The 14,248-nt window shown below is 69.0% G+C and carries 17 protein-coding genes and 1 pseudogene; 8 read left to right on the plus strand and 10 right to left on the minus strand.

All coding sequences use genetic code 11. From position 1 onward, the window contains the following. The 4 genes and pseudogenes from xrt to HYV93_01710 all read right to left on the minus strand — a co-directional run. A partial coding sequence (gene xrt / locus HYV93_01695) for an exosortase (GenBank protein ID MBI2524672.1) occupies positions 1–575 on the minus strand: 575 nt, incomplete at its 3' end. A gap of 407 nt (positions 576–982) precedes the next feature. Continuing rightward, on the minus strand, positions 983–1,756 hold the full coding sequence (locus tag HYV93_01700; protein ID MBI2524673.1) for a PEP-CTERM sorting domain-containing protein: 774 nt from the start codon (positions 1,754–1,756) through the stop codon (positions 983–985). Positions 1,757–1,942: 186 nt separating this feature from the next. Beyond that, complete coding sequence (locus HYV93_01705) at positions 1,943–2,191, minus strand: hypothetical protein (protein MBI2524674.1); 249 nt, start codon at positions 2,189–2,191, stop codon at positions 1,943–1,945. Continuing rightward, a pseudogene (locus HYV93_01710) lies at positions 2,188–2,436 on the minus strand (BrnT family toxin). Before HYV93_01710 ends, HYV93_01705 begins: the two are co-directional and overlap by 4 nt. A 642-nt stretch (positions 2,437–3,078) precedes the next feature. Here HYV93_01710 and HYV93_01715 point away from each other — a divergent pair. The 3 genes from HYV93_01715 (at position 3,079) to HYV93_01725 (ending at position 4,007) form a co-directional block, all read left to right on the plus strand. Then, complete coding sequence (locus tag HYV93_01715) at positions 3,079–3,315, plus strand: hypothetical protein (GenBank protein MBI2524675.1); 237 nt, start codon at positions 3,079–3,081, stop codon at positions 3,313–3,315. A gap of 111 nt (positions 3,316–3,426) precedes the next feature. Continuing rightward, on the plus strand, positions 3,427–3,657 hold the full coding sequence (locus HYV93_01720) for a DUF433 domain-containing protein (GenBank protein ID MBI2524676.1): 231 nt from the start codon (positions 3,427–3,429) through the stop codon (positions 3,655–3,657). Then, entirely contained in the window at positions 3,654–4,007 is a 354-nt protein-coding gene (locus HYV93_01725) for a DUF5615 family PIN-like protein (GenBank protein ID MBI2524677.1), read from the plus strand. Before HYV93_01720 ends, HYV93_01725 begins: the two co-directional genes overlap by 4 nt. A 36-nt stretch (positions 4,008–4,043) precedes the next feature. On the opposite strand, the gene HYV93_01730 is transcribed toward HYV93_01725, so the two are convergent. Further along, positions 4,044–4,940: a tetratricopeptide repeat protein gene (locus HYV93_01730; GenBank protein ID MBI2524678.1), complete on the minus strand. Its 897-nt coding sequence runs from the start codon at positions 4,938–4,940 to the stop codon at positions 4,044–4,046. A 307-nt stretch (positions 4,941–5,247) separates the two neighbouring features. Here HYV93_01730 and HYV93_01735 point away from each other — a divergent pair, with 307 nt between their 5' ends. After that, entirely contained in the window at positions 5,248–6,297 is a 1,050-nt protein-coding gene (locus HYV93_01735; GenBank protein MBI2524679.1) for a hypothetical protein, read from the plus strand. Continuing rightward, positions 6,291–7,136: a hypothetical protein gene (locus HYV93_01740; GenBank protein ID MBI2524680.1), complete on the plus strand. Its 846-nt coding sequence runs from the start codon at positions 6,291–6,293 to the stop codon at positions 7,134–7,136. Before HYV93_01735 ends, HYV93_01740 begins: the two co-directional genes overlap by 7 nt. Here the strand turns inward: HYV93_01740 and HYV93_01745 are convergent. The 3 genes from HYV93_01745 to HYV93_01755 form a co-directional block, all read right to left on the minus strand. Next, on the minus strand, positions 7,076–7,789 hold the full coding sequence (locus tag HYV93_01745) for a tetratricopeptide repeat protein (GenBank protein ID MBI2524681.1): 714 nt from the start codon (positions 7,787–7,789) through the stop codon (positions 7,076–7,078). The two genes, HYV93_01740 and HYV93_01745, sit on opposite strands and share 61 nt — an antisense overlap. Positions 7,790–8,481: 692 nt before the next feature. Next, a complete protein-coding gene (locus HYV93_01750; GenBank protein ID MBI2524682.1) occupies positions 8,482–8,751 on the minus strand; it encodes a type II toxin-antitoxin system RelE/ParE family toxin in 270 nt (89 codons plus the stop codon). 5 nt (positions 8,752–8,756) lie between these two features. Further along, complete coding sequence (locus HYV93_01755; GenBank protein MBI2524683.1) at positions 8,757–9,026, minus strand: type II toxin-antitoxin system Phd/YefM family antitoxin; 270 nt, start codon at positions 9,024–9,026, stop codon at positions 8,757–8,759. A 189-nt stretch (positions 9,027–9,215) separates the two neighbouring features. On the opposite strand from HYV93_01755, the gene HYV93_01760 reads away from it, so the two are divergent. Both HYV93_01760 and HYV93_01765 read left to right on the plus strand, forming a co-directional pair. Next, a complete protein-coding gene (locus HYV93_01760; protein ID MBI2524684.1) occupies positions 9,216–9,626 on the plus strand; it encodes a hypothetical protein in 411 nt (136 codons plus the stop codon). A gap of 346 nt (positions 9,627–9,972) precedes the next feature. Continuing rightward, complete coding sequence (locus HYV93_01765) at positions 9,973–10,218, plus strand: NYN domain-containing protein (GenBank protein MBI2524685.1); 246 nt, start codon at positions 9,973–9,975, stop codon at positions 10,216–10,218. 751 nt (positions 10,219–10,969) lie between these two features. Here HYV93_01765 and HYV93_01770 read toward each other — a convergent pair. Both HYV93_01770 and HYV93_01775 read right to left on the minus strand, forming a co-directional pair. Next, the gene (locus HYV93_01770; GenBank protein MBI2524686.1) at positions 10,970–11,257 is read right to left on the minus strand and encodes a ribbon-helix-helix protein, CopG family; all 288 of its coding nucleotides are present in this window, start codon (positions 11,255–11,257) and stop codon (positions 10,970–10,972) included. Between the two features lie 642 nt (positions 11,258–11,899). Continuing rightward, a complete protein-coding gene (locus HYV93_01775; protein ID MBI2524687.1) occupies positions 11,900–12,724 on the minus strand; it encodes an exosortase-associated EpsI family protein in 825 nt (274 codons plus the stop codon). A 530-nt stretch (positions 12,725–13,254) separates the two neighbouring features. Here HYV93_01775 and HYV93_01780 point away from each other — a divergent pair. Continuing rightward, positions 13,255–14,037, plus strand: a complete 783-nt coding sequence (locus HYV93_01780; protein ID MBI2524688.1) for a PEP-CTERM sorting domain-containing protein — start codon at positions 13,255–13,257, stop codon at positions 14,035–14,037. The last annotated feature ends 211 nt before the right edge of the window (positions 14,038–14,248 follow it).

Raw genomic sequence — 14,248 nt, forward strand, 5'->3', positions numbered from 1 at the left:
TGGCTCAGGTGGATCACGTTGCCGTCCAGGATGACCGGCACGCCCAGGAGATCGAGCGCCCAGGCCGCCTGCTGGGCGGCCAGCGACTGCAGCGGGAAGGTGACCGCGTAGAAGAGGATGGCCGGCAGCGGCACCATGAAGAAGAGGAAGGCGAGCGGGAAGAGCGCCACACGGAATGCCGCCCGGCCCAGGTGGAAGAGGACGAGGCCCGCCACCACCACGATCAGCGACGAGCGCGTGAGGAAGAGCTCTGCCGCGATGTCCCCGAGGAGGAGCGCGCCAAGGCCCGCCAGCAGCACAGGCAGCCCGAGCGCACTCCCTCGCGGCAGGAGCGCCCCCAGCCGTGCCCGCTGGCGCCAGACGAGGTAGCCCGAGAAGAGCGGCACCAGGAAGCCGTGGGTGTAGTTCGCATCGTTCCACCACTGCCGCCCGAGGTCCGCCAGTATCTGCCCGTAGAGGGCGCTCACGAGCAGCGACATGAGCGGCGCGAGCCAGGCCAGGCGTGCCCAGGACGCGGCGCCCGGGGCGAGGGCGTCCGGCTTCAGCACGGCGGCGGCATTGTCAGTGGTGGTCATCGCGAGCGTAGGGTGGACTGAGGTGGTAGAGATGTAATGGCCGCGCCAGGCAGGACGGGGCCGCGACGGCAGGTGCCAACAGCCTCTCTCGCCTCAAGCCCCCTCAGGCGTCTGACTGCCCCACGGATCCCTTCGACCTGATGCTCGAGATGCTGGACGTGGTCGCGCGAGGCTCATCGGGGGCTGCGTGCGTTCAGACGGGGCCCCCCCCATGAGGGAAGTGGGTTCTCCCTGGGCGCGGCGTCCCCGGCCTTCTTCGGCTACGAGGTGCTCGTGGCCGACGGCCTCGCCCCGCCCGGTGGCGCGCGTCCAGGGCCGGAGCGATCGTCGAGGGTTGGCGGGATGAGGGTCGGGGACGCGCCGCCCGCGGGCGACCGGCGCTCGCGCCCGCAGGTGCAGGGAGGCCGCTACGCTGCGCGGCGCTGCCTGAGCCGGCGAACCGCGGCGAGACCCACCGCCGTCGTGCCCCAGAGGAGCAGCGTCGTCGGCTCGGGCACGGGCGCCGCGTCCACCGAGAACTCGGCCAGGACGAAGTTGCCGTTAGAGTCCTGGAGGCCTGGGCCGCCGTGGGGGAGGCTCGGGTCGGCCATCACCTCGAGCCTGAACCCGGTGAGGCCCGTGAGCGCGGTGTAGGCCAGCACCGTATAGACGTCGTGCAGGGTGTCGTTCTCGGTGACGAGGAGCGACTTGTCGGCGAGCTTCGTGATGACCTGGGCGTTAGCCGACGAGTAGCTCGACGGGTCGAGCACGGTCCACCCGGTGTCGGGGGTGACATCGCCCCCCGTCGCCAGCCCGTCGGCGAAGGTCGAGCGACCCGCTGTCGTGACCGACAGCCGGAACCGGCCCAGCGCGTGTTCGCTCGGCCCCGGGCTCGGCATCCCGAGTGGGTTGAAGAACGTGTGGTTGAGCGTGAAGGTCAGCGCCGTCCCGCCCGCGAAGGTCGGCGTGTCCGCCACGCTCTCGAAGGCCGCCGTCTGGTTCCCCTCATTGGGATGGATGGCCCAGCCGTTGTAGGAGGAGATCGTGGGCAGGAGCCCGTCGATCGCCTGGCCCACGGGGAAGCCCGTCTGAGAGAACGTGGCGGTGGCCTGCTGGAGACCGATCGAAGCGGCGCTGGCTGTCCCGGCCGTGACCGGCGCCGCCAGGGCGACGGACACGAGGAGCCAACTTCCGAACGACAACGCTTCCCTCGACGTCCGCATACGAGAGCCTTGGCCCCACAAGCACGGGTGATGCCAGATGCCTCGGGCCGCGCCGTCGCCGGAAAGTCGGGCACTTGGAACGAGCCGGCGGCGCCTGGACGTGTAGCCCATTGCAGACAAGCGGAAGGCCCTTGCAGGCACAGGACGGGGAGGTAACAGGGAGCGTCACCTCAGCTCCGCCAGCATCCTCGTCGCCTTGTCCTTCCCCATGAACGTCGACGGCGACCCCGCCGCAAAGGCCAGGGCCTTCCGCGCCGGGTCCTTGTCGCCCGTCCTGGCTGCGGCCGCCCCCAGGTGGTACTGGAACCACTGCAGGACGTCGTCGTCGATCCGAATAGTGATGCGCGTCTTGCCGGACGGAGCCCGCAGGACAGCACCGCGCCGACCGGATCTGAAGTCGTACTGCTTCTTCATCCCGCCTCCTCGTACTGGCGTCGCTCGCGCGGTGTCGCCCGTCTCGCCGAGATGAGCCGGGGGCGATCCTCGCTCCAGGTGTAGACGACCACGAGAACCCGGCCGAGCGCGTCCATCCCGAGCGTGATGACCCGTTCCTCCTCGTCAGAGGGGGCATCCGGGATGGTGATCGCCAGGTCGTCGTGGAGCACGGTCGCCGCGTCCGCGAAATCGACGCCGTGCTTCCGGAGATTGCCGGCAGCCTTTCGCGTAGGCGGCCTGGGCCTGCGGGATGTCGCCCCGCTGCTGGCGGATGACGCCCACGAGCATCAGCGTCACCACGTTCATCGGGTTGACGGCGAGCCCGGCGGCCGGCTTGGCCAACGCCTGTATGAGCCGGAAAGCAGTTCACCCTTCACGGAAGCGGGGAAACTCCACGCCCGGCCCGCGCCCAGTCCTGCTGGCGCGCGGGGGCTCGTGACCCCGACTCTGCCGGAGGTCGAGGCTCCCGCCTTCGGAGTGGAGGCGCTGTTGGCACGTTCATCTTCGGGATGCTCTTCCTGGCCGCCTGGGCCGTCGTCCGGTAGGGGGGCGGGTCTTGCCTCGTACCCTGGACCCGGGCTGACACCATCCTTCCCGGTTGAAGCCCGGCAGGCTCGGGCCCGAGGTTGGCGAGTAGGATTGCAAGACCTGACCCCAAGGCGACCGGCCACCATTTCCGCGCTTTCTCATGTCGCGCAACACTCAAGAGCGCGGCCCTGGACTGCTATGCCTCGGGGGACCAGGCTGCGGCGGAGCGGGCTCTGGGCGAGTGTTGGTGAGCGCGCCCGGTTCGCTACGGCCTTGCGCTGTTCTCGGGGGCGGCGCGACTCGCCCCGGTTGCTCGTTCTCAGCGCGGGTTTGCCTATGTGGCCGCGGATCCGGCTGCGGTCGCGAGCAGCCTCGGCTGGACACCGGTCCCGAGCGGCGCGAACTTCGCGCAGCTCGTCCCCTTCGACGAGGGAGTGTGGTACGGAACCCAGCAAGTGGATGGCGATCCCGTGGTCAGCGACGTCCAGCTGTTTCTGGGCCTGGCGAGCTTCAAGGGCCGGGGCGGAGAGGCCGCCACGGCCATCCTCGAACAACGGCTCCGCCCGCGATGGTGACCCGAACCAGCGGTGTCGACCAGCGTGCCCCGCCGCGGTCGGAACGCAGTGGCAGTCCGTTCCCGATCCCCAGAACTTGCGGTCGTGGCCCGACGGGCCTAATCTGAGGCCATGCGCTGGGAAGACCGGATCACGATTACGCCCGGGGTGCGCGGTGGCAAGCCCTGCATCAGGGGCACGCGGATCACCGTCTACGACATCCTCGAGTACCTTGCTGGTGGCATGACCGAGGCCGAGATCCTCGCCGACTTCCCCTCCCTGACCCGCGAGGATATCGGGGCTGCCTTGGCCTTTGCTGCCGCTCGTGAACGCCGGCTCGCCGGCTCTCCCACCACCGAGTGAGCCTCCTGTTCGATGAGAATCTCAGTCCCCGCCTGATCCGCCTCCTCGAAGCCACGTATCCTCAGAGCGAACACGTCGAACTTGCCGGGCTCAGGGGGCAGTCCGACCTCGAGTTGTGGGAGTATGCTGCCCGGCGGGGCGCGACCCTCGTCTCCAAGGACAATGACTTCCGCCAGCTCAGCTTCCTGAGAGGCCATCCGCCGAAGGCGATCTGGCTCAACGCCGGGAACGCGGGGACGGATGCTATCGCGGGACTCCTGGAGGCGCACCGAGAGGCCGTGCAGGCCTTCCTATCGGATGCGGAGGCCAGCCTTCTCGCCTTGAGCCTGCCGGTGCAGGGGCAGGACTGACATGACGGGTGGTCACGGGTGGAGCCAGGTCTTGAATCACGACACGGGCCTCGGCAGCGGTCGGCCTGCTCCGGGGGAGGAGATCGCTACCTCAGCTCGGCCAGCGTCTTCCTCGCCTCGTCCTTGCCCTTGAAAGCCGCCGGCGAGGCCGCCGCGACGGCCAGGGCCTTCCGCGCGAGGTCCTTGTCGCCCGTCCTGGCCGCCGCCATCCCCAGGTGGTACTGGAGTTCCGCGTTGTCGGCAGCCGCACCGCGCCCTCGCGCAGCAGCGCCAGGGCCCGCTGGTACACCCCGCGCGCCACCTGCTTGGCCATCTGGGCGAGAGCCAGCGCCCTGTCCTTGACCGGCTTGTGATTTCCCGAGAGCATTCCCCCCCGTGCTCGGAGTGGATCCAGGCCAGGTTGTTGGCCATCAGCATCACCACGTTCTTCGGGTTGACGGCGAGATCCGCGTCGAGCTTGGTCAGGGCCTCGTCGTGCTTGCGGGCGGAGCCATAGAGCCGCCCGAGCTCCACGTAGCCCTCGATCAACCGGGGCTCGAGCTGGAGCGCATCGAGGAAGGCGGGCTCGGCCCTGTCCATCTCGCGCCGCGCCAGGTGGACGCGCCCCAGCAGGGCGTGCATCGGCGCCGAGCGTGGCTCCAGCACGAGCTGCTGCCTGACGCGGGCCAGCGCCGCATCCGGCTGCCTGTCGGCCAGCGCCATGGCCGCGATCTGGCCCAGGGGCTCGACACAGCCCGGCCTCAGCGCCAGCGCCGCCTCGAAGGACCTCCGCGCCTCGGCCGCCTTGCCCTGCGCCCGCAGCGCCAGCGCCAGCAGATGAGGTCCCCGCGGGTCCTGCGGCGCCAGCGCCGGGATCTTGCGGTAGGCCTCCACCCCCCGCGCCCCGTCCCCCCTGGCGACATGGGCCGAGCCCAGCAGCACCCACGCGGGCACCGCCCCGGGGCTGCCGCGCCACCAGCCCCTCGAGCCTCTCGATGGCCGGCTGAAGCGCCCCCGCCTGGATGTCGAGCTCGGCCAGGAGCAGGGTGGACTCCACGAGACGGGGGCTCCAGCTCGCGGCCGCATCTGTGCGGCGGCGAGCGGTAGGGGCGGTGCGATCCGGGATGTGGCGAGGACCCGCATGAACAGCAAGCGCGGACCGGCGTCGGCTGAAGGAGGGGGAAGGGCTCGCCAGCGTGCCGGTTGACTTGTATTTCATGTTGGGGTAGCGTTTCACCACCCGGTGAAAATGGTTGATACGATGAAACAGGTGAAGGAGGCCCTGAACGCCCTGCTCTCGCAGGTGCCGTCGGTTCGCATCCTGCGCTGGGAGACGACCCGCGGGCGGGTCCCCGCTCGTGGGTCGGCTGCCCAGCCAGACCTGGGGATTGAGCTCTTTGCCGGCGGGCGCCCCTGGCGTCTCCTCGTTCAGGCGACGTCGAGCGGGGAACCGCGGATGGTCCGCGCCGGGATCCAGTCCCTCACCGCCCGCGTCCCGAAGTCCGGACGGGCGTACGGGGTCCTCGCGGCGCCCCACCTGGGGCCGATGAGCCAGCAGATCTGCCGGGAGGCGAGGGTGGGATTTCTCGACCTGGCTGGCAATTGCCGGCTCGTCTTCGACCAGGTCTTCATCGAGCGCCTGGGGAGTCCCAAGCCGGCCGTCGAGCGGCGCGCCCTGAGGTCCCTCTTCTCTCCGAAGGCCGGGCGGGCGCTCCGGGTTCTGCTCGCTGCGCCCCGGCGGAGGTGGCGGCTGCAGGCTCTGGCGCTCGAGGCCCGTGTGAGCCTGGGGCTCGCCTTCAAGGTCAAGCAGCGGCTGCTCGATCTGGAGTACGCCGCCCAGGATGCCGCGGGGATCCGGCTGAGCAGGCCCGAAGAGCTGCTCCGCGCGTGGAGCGCGAGCTACGTCTACCTCAAGAGCGCGGCCCTGGACTGCTATGCCTCGGGGGACCAGGCCGCGGCGGAGCGGGCTCTGGGCGAGTATTGCCGAGCGCGCCCGGTTCGCTACGGGCTTGCCCTCTTCTCGGGTGCGGCGCGACTCGCCCCGGTTGCTCGCTCTCAGCGCGGGTTTGCCTATGTGGCCGCGGATCCGGCTGCGGTCGCGCGCAGCCTCGGCTGGACGCCGGTCCCGAGCGGCGCGAACTTCACGCTGCTCGTCCCCTTCGACGAGGGAGTGTGGTACGGAACCCAGCAAGTGGATGGCGATCCGGTGGTCAGCGACGTCCAGCTGTTTCTCGACCTGGCGAGCTTCAAGGGCCGGGGCGAAGAGGCCGCCACGGCCATCCTCGAACAACGGCTCCGCCCGCGATGGTGACCCGAACCACGTACACGGAGGACGCGGTGCGCGCCTGCGAATCCGTCCTCATCGAGTTGGTCCACGCGCTCGGCGAGTTCCGGGACCACATGGTCGTCGTCGGGGGCTGGGTCCCCAGCCTTCTCCTGCGAGGGGCGGCGGAGGTGCACGCCGGAACGCTCGACATCGACGTGGCGCTCGACTTCAGCCGGATGCCTGCCGAGACGTACCAGACTCTCCTCGAGGTGCTGCTCCGCAGGGGATACCGCCAGGACGCCGGCCAGCCGTTTCGCTTCTTTCGTGACGTGCCGAACGTCGGCCGTCGACCGATCACGGTGGAGGTTGATCTCCTCGCGGGCGAGTACGGGGGCACGGGCGGCGGCCATCGGACCCAGCCCGTGCAGGATGCGCGTGCGCGAAAGGCGCGCGGTGCGGACCTGGTTTTCGACGCCCCGGTGCCGGTGGAGGTCGAAGGGGAGCTCCCTGGTGGCGGCCGCGATCGGGTGACCGTCCGGGTGGCCGGCGTCGTTCCCTGGCTCGTGATGAAGGGCATGGCCCTGGCTGAGCGGATCAAGGAGAAGGACGCCTACGACATCGTCTACTGCGTGCGGAACTACCCTGGCGGGATCCCGGGCCTCGTCCAGGTCTGCCGACCCCATCTGAGCCACGGGCTGGTTCGGGAGGGCTTCGGGAAGATCCGTCGTCACTTCCAATCCGTCGAGCACATCGGGCCTCGCCTCGTCGCCGACTTCGAAGCGGTGACCGACCCCGAGGCCCGTGACCTCATCCGTCGTGCAGCCTACGAGGAGGTGCGGCAGTGGCTCGACGCCCTCGATGTACCGCCGTGGGTGGAACCGTAGCGTAGCGAAACGCAGGCGGGGGCAGGCCTCTCGAGGGCGGGGCTGACGGCGGCGACCCAGTTGGTGCGGGTCGGCGCGGATCGACTCGGTGCTGCGCCGCGCCGGAGCTGGCACGCGGGAGCCCTGTCGTGTCGTTCACCGACAACGTCATCGTGAACGGCCCAGGGCCCGCGTTCACCATGTTCGGCATCAACGTCCAGAATGCCTCTCAGGTCACGACCGCCGGCGGCGTCGAAGCCCGAACCGGATACTGATATTTCAAGACCTGACCCCCGAGGACACAGCACCGCCTCGGCCTGCGCGCGGGCCTCGTCCGGCTTTCCGCCCAGGAGATAGATGCTCGCCAGCTTGAGCCGAACCTCCGCGTTGTCCGGCTCCAGCTCCTGCGCCCGCAGGAGGAACCGGAAGGCCTGCCCCATCTCGCCGAGCTGGAAGTGGGCGAGCCCGAGCTGGCGGATGGCCGCGGCGTTGGTGACCTCGATGCGGAGCACGTTCCGGTACTCGATGATGGCATCCCGGTACTTCTCCGCCTTGACGTAGCGGTCGCCGCGCTCGAGATGGCGCGCCTTCCGGGCCTCGGGCGAGCGCGCGTACCCCGCCGCCAGCGCCCGGATCACCGCCACCAGCACCATCAGCAGGGTCAGGTCTTGCATTACGACATTGGTGACGGGGCGAGCGCATGGTCGCGCGCATCTATCTGCTCCGGTTCGCTCCCGGGATAGGGTCAGAGGGTGACCCCGTCCCTGAAGCGGGCGTGCTGGATTGCAAGACCTGACCCCGGGGCAGTCACAGGCACCAGCAGCGGCATCGCCAAGTGTGCCGGGGCACGACTGCGGTGGGGCTGGCTGCCGTCCGCCGCTGGCGGAGGAGGGGGCGCGCAGCCTGATCAGCGCGCAGGAGGGGCGGGAGCCGGAGGGCGCTCAGCCTGGCTCTCGCCGATAACCCGGGAGGCGCAAGGCCGGCTGCGCAGTCAGCCTGTGAAGCGATGTGTATATACACGGCACGCGAGTGCACACAGGCTGATTGTTCGTTCACACCCCGCCCGCTCTTGCCGCCGGGAGCCGCCCGCTGGGGCCCCAGGGGTCGGCGGCCCAGGCGCCGCGTCCGAGTGGGGCCCTCATTTCAGGTCCACGCCACGCCCGGCGTCGGCCGTCCGCGGACCCGGCCGCCGGGGCCCCGCTAATGATGGCTTCTTTGAAGCGGCTGGCGGTGTCAAGTCGTCGTGTCTCTCCGTGTGTTTCGGGTCTCAGGTTCACTGCCGGGTAATGGGCAGTGGCCTCCAGCCTCGCGGGGTCCCCTCGGCCTCTTATTCGCGCTCATCCAGGGGGAGGACGCTGCTCCCCTGCTACTGGCGATAGATATCCTTCCGATGTCTCACGCGGTAGAGAATGACGTCCGCGCCCTTCACGTCGTACCGGACGCGGTACGGCCACACCTCAAGTCGCCACTGGCCGATACCCTGGCCCTTGAGCTTCTTGATCTTCGATGGGGGCCCAAACGCATTTTCATCGAGACGCTTCAGCGCGTCGAGGAGCTTCCGCTGGACCGCTACAGGGAGACCCTCCAGGTCCCTCCGGAAGCTCGGGGTGAGGTGAACTGTGAAGCGTGCCGGCATCGAGGTCAGCCGGCTCGGCGAGTGAGGCGCTCCTTCAGGTAGTCCTTGAGGGTTACGCTCTTACCAGCACGATGCTGTTTCGAGGCGGCCTTTAGGCTCTTCTGGAAGGCGGGATCGAGCTCTTCAAGAATGTCATCGAAGTCCTGGGCGTTCAGGAGGACGGCGGTCGGCTTGCCGCTCTTGGTGATGATGAACCGGGACTTCTTCTGGCTCACTTCCTTGAGAAGGGAGCCAAGCTGGGTCCGAGCGACATAGGCGGGAACAGCGGTGGTCATAGATCGCTTTGTTCTCGGCATCAGGTTCCCTCGGCGGCGGGAGAGAATTGATTAATCAATGTGCGGTCATCTTATGCCTCCACATTTCCGCGCGTCAAGTCCACGTATCGCGCCCTCTAGAATGTTACCGAGCGGGAATCATCGCGCCATTTGCGATGTTACTCTCCGCAGCCTATGGAGACGACCATCGTGGGTGTGCGAGCCAAGCAAGAGTACGTGCAGGTGATCTATCACCGGTATCGGGGCGCCCGGCGCCCGGAGAAGCAGAAGATCTTGGACGAGTTCTGTCAGGTGACCGTCAACAACATGGGCCGACCCCAGGAGCATCCAGGCGGGCACCGCCCGCGGCTGCCGCGCCGCCAGCGCCTCGAGCGCGTCGATGGCCGGCTGGAGCGCCCCCGCCTGGATGTCGAGCTCGGCCAGGAGCAGGACGGATTCCACCAGGTCCGGGTCCATGTTCCAGGCGCGGGGCTCGCTGTCCACCAAGACGTGGAGGCGGCAGATCTCCCGCTCGAAAGCCTCCAGGTCGGGGCCCACAGGGGCGCTCCAGTTGGTGCGCACGGCCTCGTGGACAAAGGCCAGCCCGCGCCGCCCATGTGAGGCGGCGAGAGATGGATTTGGCGCCCGCAGCCACGGGGATAAGCGGCGGCTCTCCCGCGACCACGCGTCGCCCGGGGAGCCCCGGTGTATCCAGACCGCGGCATTGTCGCGAGCCTGCGCCCGGTGCTATCAGGGAGAGGGAGAAGGGCTAGGACTTGATCCTTGACAGCTCGGCCGCGCCTCGGTAACGTGAATGTCAATCAAGCCCCCGCCCGCGCGGTGTCTTCAGGAACGCAGGGTGGGTAATGCAACCCCAGGGGGTCCGAGCGCGGACCCCCTGCACTGTTTTTTCGACCCCGACCGCCTCTGCGCCTTCTTTTCCATGGCTGACCCCACGGAGGGCTTGGTGGGGGTCGACATGCGCATCGGTGTGGACATGCTCTCGCTCACGTCCAAGGGGCTTGTCGATGTGCCGGTTCTGGTGAGCGGCGATGGCGACCTGGCCGAGGCCATCAAGGCCGTGAAGGAGCTGGGCAGGCATGTTGAACTTGCCACGCTGCCCCGCGGCCGCTCCTGGGAGCTCGTGCAGGCGGCCGACGTGGTGCACGAACTGGACGAAGCCAAGATGAGGCCGTTCTTCAGGCGTGCGTAGCAGGCAACGCCGCCTGGACGCTCGCCTGAACACATGGTGCCGGTGTGGCGCCCCTGGTGGGTGGCGCCTAGCAGGCTGCTGAAAAAGGCCCATCTGCTTCGTTGGCGCCCTCGGCCGCACGCTCAACGTACAGAAAGTACGCCTCGCGTGCGGCCGTCGGGCGCTGCCTCGCATCTGGGCCTTTTTGAGCAGCCCGCAGAGTTTTTCCGCATCCTGCTAGGGACGCGGCGGCATCCTCGATGAGCGGAACCTCATCGCCTTCATCCACGCCTCGAGCGCCGCGCTCAGCGGCACAACACAGGAGCCTCCGTCACTCGCCGGCCGGTGGTGCTGGGGGTTCGATCCCGCGAAGAGTGTCGAGAAACCGCGTCGGCCTCACGACGCGTACTCCCCGGTAGGTCCCGATGTCGAGCAGGTCCCGGTCGCCAGTCACGACGAACCGGGCCCCTCCCTCCGCCGCGGCGGCAAGGAACTTGTCGTCCTCGGGATCCTGCTTGCTCTCGCCGTGACTGCCCCGGGCACGAGAATGCTCGCCCTCGCCATCGCTTGGAGCAGGTCGGCGACCTCGGCATCGGTCATCCGGCGGGCGCGCCGAAGCTTCTCGTAGGACAGAGCGCGGGCGATTTCCTTCAGAATCGGCGGCGAGAGCACCAGCTCGAAGGCGCCCCGGTGCCAGGCGCGGAGGATCCGGTCCTCATTCCGCCGCGGATGAGGGTTGCGGATACGATGACATTTGTGTCGAGGACCACCCTCAAGCGCTTGCGCGCCGGGTGCCGAGGCGTGCGGCCTCGACGGCCTCGCGTACGGTCCGGCGGATGTCCCCGGGGCGCACCCCCCGGGTGCGGCCCTGGATCCGGTCCATGAGGGCGATGACCCGGTTGCGCAAGGCTTCCCTGTGGATGCCACGCGCGTCCGCATAGAAGCGGAGGGCTTCGCGGAGCAACTCGGACTTCGTCCGGCTTTCCTCGCGGGCGATCTGTTCCGCCCGCCTCAGGAGCGCGGGCGGAAGGGAGATCGTGATGGGCCTGCGCCGTGCCATGGGGAATCTCCTCTCGACACTACGTTCATGTGTGCATCATAACGGGCGGGTCGTGGGTGTCAAGATGGAGGCGCATCTGGACGGGGTCTTGAACCCCTCGGGCCTGGGCTCTCGCCACGGGAGGTGGCAGGGGACGGCGCCTATCCCTGGCCGGAGGGGCGTGGGCGCTTCGTTGCGGCACGCGAGGCCGCCGCGGGCGCGGGGGCCCGCAAGGGCCAGCCAGCGGGCGAGCGCCTAGGCGTGGGGCGGGGCCGGCGTGGCGGTGGCGTTGACCTCCATGCCTTCATGCACGCCTCGAGCGCCGCGCTCAGCGGCACAACGCAGGAGCAGGCCGACGACGTTCCTGCTCTGGGGCACCACGGCGGTGGGGCTCGCCGCCGTGCGCCGCTGGCGGAAGAAGGCCCGCGCGGCGTGATCAGCACGTTGGGGCAGGAGCGGGCGGGCCCTCGGTCCCGGTCCCGCCAAGGGCCGGCTCGCGCGAGATTCACCTTGCTGCCCGCCTGTGAAGGGTGGTGCACAAACCCGGCGCGCGGCTGCGCATAGCCTGATCGTGCGTTCACACCGCGGCCGCCGCCAGCCCCGAAGGCCGCCCGGCGCAGCCAGTTACGGCCCCCTGGGGTCGTGCGGAGCAGGAGGGCCCCCTCACCTCAGCTCGGCCAGCGCCTTCCTCGCCTCGTCCTTGCCCTTGAAGGCCGCCGGCGAGGCCGCCGCGAAGGCCAGGGCCTTCCGCGCCAGGTCCTTGTCCCCCGTCCTGGCCGCGGCCATCCCCAGGTGGTACTGCAGTTCCGCGTTGTCCGGCAGCCGCACCGCACCTTCCAGCAGCAGCGCCAGCGCCCGCTGGTACACCCCGCGCGCCCCCTGCTTGGCCATCTGGGCCAGGGCGAGCGCCCAGTAGCCGATGTACAGCCACAGGCTCCGCCCCGACGGGTCCGTGTAGCGCCGCATGAGGTAGTTGCTGCGCCCCTGCCACTCGCCGATCGCCGCGGGGAAGTCGTCGAAGGACTTGCGGATGGGCACCGCCTCCCCCTGCGACCGCAGGTGGAGGAGCCCGAGCGCGGCAAGGAGCAGCGCGCATGAGGCGCGCGCGGGGGTCCTCACGCCCGCCTCCTCGCGAGCCGCCCCCGGGCCCAGCGCAGCAGCCCGTGGACGGCGAAGAGGCCGATGAAGGCGAAGACGAACACCGCCCAGCCCGAGAAAGGTGTGGAAGAAGCCCGAGGCGTACTCCACCCCGAACCACTGGCCGATGAGCCCCGTCGAGATCACGCGCCCCGCATTGGCGAGGATGGTGATGGGGGCGGTGGAGGCCACGAAGAGCAGCATCATCCAGCCTCCCGGCAGCGCCAGGTAGGCCCAGGCCACGGCACCTCCGAGGAGCGAGATCAGCGAGCGGGTGCCGCTGCACGCCTCCGTCACTCCGAGGATGAGCTGGCTCAGGTGGATCACGTTGCCGTCCAGGATGACGGGCACGTCCAGGAGATCGAGCGCCCAGGCCGCCTGCTGGGCGGCCAGCGACTGCAGCGGGAAGGTGACCGCGTAGAAGCGGCGTGCACATACTCGCCGCCAAATTGCACATAGCCTGATCTGGCGTTCACACCCTCGGCGGGCCCCATGCCCGGCTGGTGGTCACCTCGAGACGCCCGGTGGGGACAGGTGACCGCGTTGGCCATCGAGGAAGCATGGCAGTCGGAATTGCGCGCCGGCGCAGGCATGACGGTCGGCGCGCGAATGTTTCGCGTGTAACAAGCCGTGCACCTGCCTGCAATCCCCCCGTGCGGCCATGTAACGCGTTGCATGCACACTCGCTCAAGGCTGATCCAAGCGACGGATATTCCAGTGGCAGATTGCCCAGCGCCACGCTGGTACAGGCCTTGCTCCACACCATTCTGGCATTTCGCCCTGCAACCCCGCAGGGGGAGGCTGGTGAAGCGAGCCATGATCTTCGCGGCAATGCTGCTCCCGGTGTGATCGACGCACCGTAGCAAGAGAGGAGACCGGCGATGAATAGGCGAGTCTTGATGGCCGTGCTAGCTGCGGTGCTGATCGCGGGCTCGGCCGGGTATCTCGAGGCGGCCTCTTTCTCGTTCACCGCGTCCGACGTCAAGACCGCCATGGCTGCGGCTGGCGCCCCGCTGAACGACGCCACCAACCAGTGGGGGCTGTGGGCGGTTCGCGCCATGCCCGTGGTCGGGGGCACGGGGGTGTACACGATCGACAGTGGAGCGACCACACAGACGGGCTGGGGAGTGGACGCACCCAACGGAGCGTTCGGCGCGGCTCCGTACACACCCTCAAACCACGTCTGGTTCTGGGACGCATGCGGGGCAGAGGATCCCGCCTGCACGGCGAATCCCCTCTACATGATCATGGACAAGCCCGCGAATACGTTCGAGAGCTACAAGTTTGATCCGCCGGGCACGTTCACCGGCACCTGCACCTCCTCTGCCGAGACGGGCTGCAACCTCGTCACGGCCGTGGACGACGGCTCGCTTTTCACCGTCAACTTCACGCTAGGTCCGGGCGGCACGTGGGATGGAGTCTGGCAGTTCGTGGTGGACGGCAGCAAGTACACGGCGGGTAGCTCTAGCACCCCAGGCGTCTGGGTGGCCGACTTCTTCGGGGGGTACGACTTTGGCCTGCCCGGGGGGCCCGGAGGCGGTCTGACGGGCAACATGGCCGAGGGCTACGTCGTCACCCCCGAGCCGACCACGCTGCTGCTGTGGGGCACCAGCGCGCTGGGGCTGGCTGTCGTTCGTCGCTGGCGCAACCGCCGCGCCGTCTGATCGGCGCGCCGGGGCGGGGGCGGGCGGGTGTTCGCGCTCGCTCCTGCCGAAGGGAGGCGATTCGGTTGGCTGCATCGTAGCTTCGTCTGACGTGTCAATGCACCTCTCTGCACCTGCCCGCAAGCTCCCCGTGCGACTACGCAGCGCGTTGCATGCGCGCTCGCTCGGGGCTGATTCAAGTGACCGAGATTCCATCGGCAAGTTGACCAGT

This window comes from Candidatus Rokuibacteriota bacterium (assembly GCA_016188005.1).
Lineage (GTDB): Bacteria > Methylomirabilota > Methylomirabilia > Rokubacteriales > CSP1-6 > UBA12499.

Bases quoted from the DNA above. Each gene is read 5' to 3' on its own strand.
- HYV93_01740 (MBI2524680.1), top strand. From the start codon at position 6,291: ATGGTGACCCGAACCACGTACACGGAGGACGCGGTGCGCGCCTGCGAA.
- HYV93_01750 (MBI2524682.1), bottom strand. From the start codon at position 8,751: ATGCCGGCACGCTTCACAGTTCACCTCACCCCGAGCTTCCGGAGGGAC.
- HYV93_01720 (MBI2524676.1), top strand. From the start codon at position 3,427: ATGCGCTGGGAAGACCGGATCACGATTACGCCCGGGGTGCGCGGTGGC.
- HYV93_01745 (MBI2524681.1), bottom strand. From the start codon at position 7,789: ATGCAAGACCTGACCCTGCTGATGGTGCTGGTGGCGGTGATCCGGGCG.
- HYV93_01770 (MBI2524686.1), bottom strand. From the start codon at position 11,257: ATGGCACGGCGCAGGCCCATCACGATCTCCCTTCCGCCCGCGCTCCTG.
- HYV93_01705 (MBI2524674.1), bottom strand. From the start codon at position 2,191: ATGAAGAAGCAGTACGACTTCAGATCCGGTCGGCGCGGTGCTGTCCTG.
- HYV93_01780 (MBI2524688.1), top strand. From the start codon at position 13,255: ATGAATAGGCGAGTCTTGATGGCCGTGCTAGCTGCGGTGCTGATCGCG.
- HYV93_01755 (MBI2524683.1), bottom strand. From the start codon at position 9,026: ATGACCACCGCTGTTCCCGCCTATGTCGCTCGGACCCAGCTTGGCTCC.
- HYV93_01735 (MBI2524679.1), top strand. From the start codon at position 5,248: ATGAAACAGGTGAAGGAGGCCCTGAACGCCCTGCTCTCGCAGGTGCCG.